This window comes from Ideonella azotifigens (assembly GCF_006519715.1).
Lineage (GTDB): Bacteria > Pseudomonadota > Gammaproteobacteria > Burkholderiales > Burkholderiaceae_C > Ideonella > Ideonella azotifigens.
In genome coordinates this window covers 1-3,363 of record NZ_VIDT01000608.1, presented here as the reverse complement: position 1 = coordinate 3,363, position 3,363 = coordinate 1, and the positions used below count along the sequence as shown (strand labels likewise).

General features: G+C 69.9%; 2 protein-coding genes. Both read left to right on the top strand.

Annotated elements, in window-relative coordinates; translation table 11 throughout:
- The coding region (locus FKP22_RS24935) for a DUF1175 family protein (protein ID WP_141290354.1) at nucleotides 1–350 on the top strand (350 nt) is incomplete at its 5' end.
- On the top strand, nucleotides 347–3,363 hold a 3,017-nt coding region (locus FKP22_RS24930; protein ID WP_233446963.1), incomplete at its 3' end, for an MG2 domain-containing protein. The genes FKP22_RS24935 and FKP22_RS24930, both read left to right, overlap by 4 nt.

Genomic DNA, 3,363 nt, shown 5'->3' with positions numbered 1-3,363 from the left:
ACCCGCAGCTCACCGCGCCGCTGCGCAACCAGTGGCGCCGGGCCGACGGCAGCCAGGGCGCCTTTGTCTCGGCGCTGGAGCTGGTGCAGGGCAACACGCGCTTCATCGGCCGCCAGCTGGCGCAAGCCCAGGCGGCTGACCTGCTGTTCTATGACTTTGGCGACGACCAGCACCTGATGGTCTGGATGGGCCGCTACATCGCGTACCACACCGGCCGCCACGACGCGCACGACAACGGCCTGCGCGCGCTGCGCCCGTCGCAGCTGATGGCCTGGAACGACACCCGCTGGCGCCCGGCCAGCGACAACCCGAATTTCGTCGGCCTTTACCGGCTGGCTTTCATCGCATGAGCCTCGCTCCCTTTGCCGCCCTTCGTCGCGTTCTGGCGTTCGTTGCCTTCGCCAGCTTTTTGGCCACGCCGGCGCTCAGCCCCGCGGCCGACGAGCCGCCGCTGCCGAACTTTCACAGCCCGTTTGTTGGCGAGCCGTTTTTCCTGCTGTCCGACGCGACCTTCGGCAGCACCGAGCCGGCCCAGGTGCGGCTGGAGATCAACTCGCCCGAGAGCCTGGCCACCAGCGGCGGCGTGGACGTGGTGCTGTACCGCGTGCCGGAGCCGCTGGCCTTCCTGCAGAAGCAGCGCAACCTGCACCGCATCCAGGTCGACAACAAGCCAGCCGGCGAAGGCCTGGCCAACACGCTCACGCACCTGTGGGACAGCTGGGTCGTCAAGGCCCGGCTGGCCTGGCAGAAGCTGTTCTCCGGCAACGCCCGCCGCGCGGTGACGCAGCAGGCGCCCGCGCTGAAGACCTCGCCCACGCTGACCCGCCCGTCCAACTTCGAGGAGCCGCCGCAGTTCAAGCCGCTGCCCGGCCTGCCCGTCGCCACGCGCTTTCGCTACCCGGTGCAGCTGGCCAAGCCCATCCAACCGCCGAAGGATTTGAAGCTGGCCGGCAGCAGCAGCGAGTTCATCGCGCCCAGCCAGGGCAATGTGTTCATCCCGCTGGGGCCGCAGAAGCCCGGCCTGTACCTGGTCGAAGCCATGGCCGGCCAGCACCGCGCCACCACGCTGCTGTTCGTCAGCGACACGCTGGCGCTGACCAAGGTCTCGGGCGAGCAGATGCTGGTCTGGGCCACGCAGCGCCAGGCCGGCCAGGCGGTGCCCGGCACGCAGGTCGTGTGGACCGACGGCGTGGGCGTGCTGCAGTCCGGCAAGACGGACGCGCAAGGCCTGCTGCGCATGGCGCGCAGCGCGCCGGAGCAGACCTATGCGTTCGGCCAGGACCCGAGCGGCGGCGTCTTCATCTCCGAAAACTTCTACTACGACAGCGAGATCTACAACGCCAAGGTCTACGCCACCACCGACCGCCCGCTCTACCGCCCTGGCGACCAGGTCCTGCTCAAGGTCACCGGCCGCGAGTTCAAGAACGCACGCGACTCGGTGCCCGTGGCCGACGGCGACATCGCCTTGACCGTGCGCGACCCGGCCGGCCAGGTCGTCGCCACCCAGACGCTGGCCTTCAACGGCAAGACCGGGGCCGACGGCCGCTTCCAGCTGCCTGACAACGCCGCAGCCGGTGGCTACGAGCTGCTGATGACGCTGCGCGGCGACAGCTACACCGCAGCCTTCCGCGTGGCGGACTACCAGAAGCCGCACTTCGAGATCCAGTGGGTGCCCGACAAGGCCGACTTCGCCACCGGCCAGCCGGTCAGCGGCGTGATCCAGCTCGCCTACCCGGACGGCAAGCCCGTTGCCAGCGCCCACCTCTCGCTCAGCGCCCGCGCGCAGGCGCTGAGCATGGTCGAAGGCGAGCTGGACTACAGCGGCGCCTTCCCGCTCAAGCTCAGCCAGACCGAGCTGGAAACCGACGGCAGCGGCAAGGCCAAGTTCTCGCTGCCCGCCGCCGAGCTGCCCAGCCGCTACACGCTGACGGTGCTGGCCACGGACGGCGCCGCCTACCGCGTGCGCAGCACCCGCGAGCTGCTGGTCGAACGTGGCAGCGCCGGCTGGCTGCTGCAGGCCGAGCGCCAGTTCTCCACGCCGGGGCAGAACACGGCATTCCGCTGGAGCCCCAGCCGCCGCGCGAGCGACGTGGCCCCGGTCGCACCCACGCAATGGGAATGGCTGCGCCTGGAAGACCGCCAGAAGGCCAGCGGCAAGCTGGATGCTGCGGGCACCGCAGCGGGCGGCAGCGTGGCCCTGAACTTCCCCAAGCCCGGCTCCTACACCGTGACGCTGCGCGACGCGAACCAGCGCATCGTCGCCGCCAGCCCGCACTTCGTCGCCGGCGAGGGCCTGAAGGCGCCGGCCGGCAGCATCAGCATCGTCTTCGACAAGCTGCGCTATGCGCCCGGCGACACCGCCGAAGCGCTGGTCACCTTCCCCGAGACTGTGGACCAGGCGCTGCTGACGCTGGAGCGCGAGCGCGTGGAAGCCGCCGCGCTGCTGACGCAAGGCGGCGAAGGCTTCAGCACCCAGCGCCTGGGCCCCACGCAGTGGAAGCTGAAGGTCGCGGTGAAGGAGACGATGAGCCCGAACATCACCGTCTCGGTGGCCTACGCCAAGAACGGCGACAGCGTGTTCCAGAACCAGGGCCTGGCGGTGGTGCAGCCCAAGGTGGCGCTGGCCTTCAAGACCGACAAGCCGGTCTACCAGCCGGGTGAAACGGTGAACGTCGAAGTCTCCACCACGGTCGCCGGCCAGCCGGTCGAGGCCGAGGTGGCGGTGGGTGTGGTGGACGAGATGATCTACGTGCTGCAGCCCGAGATCGCGCCCAGCATCGAGGACTTCTATTTCCACCCCCGCCGCAACAACGTGCGCACCAGCGTCTCCTTGAGCTTCATCGGCTACGACCTGGCCACGCGCGCCCTGGGCGAGCTGCCTGGCCGCCGCGCCGAGCCGCAGCGCGCCATCAAGGTGCTGGAGCGCCCGCGCCGCGACAACATCGACACGGCGGCCTGGGAACCCCGGCTGCACACCGACGCCAGCGGCAAGACCCGCTTCAGCTTCAAGATGCCGGACTCGCTGACCCGCTGGCGCTTCACCGGCCGCGCGATGTCCGCAAGCGGCCTGGTTGGCCAGCAGACCGCCTGGGTGCGCAGCGACAAGCCGTTCTACGCCAAGTGGACCAGCCCGGACTGGCAGCGCGTGGGCGACAAGGCGCAGGCCAGCCTGGCGCTGTTCAACCAGGGCAGCAGCGCGCAGGCGGTCGAGTGGTCGGCGCAAGGCGCTGGCGTGGCCCAGCAAGGCAGCGTTACGCTGCAGCCGGGTGCCAACTTCGTCAACCTGCCGCTGAATGCCGAGCAATACGGCGCGGCCGACCTGACCATCACCGTGAAGGCCGGCGGCAAGGTGGTGGACACGCT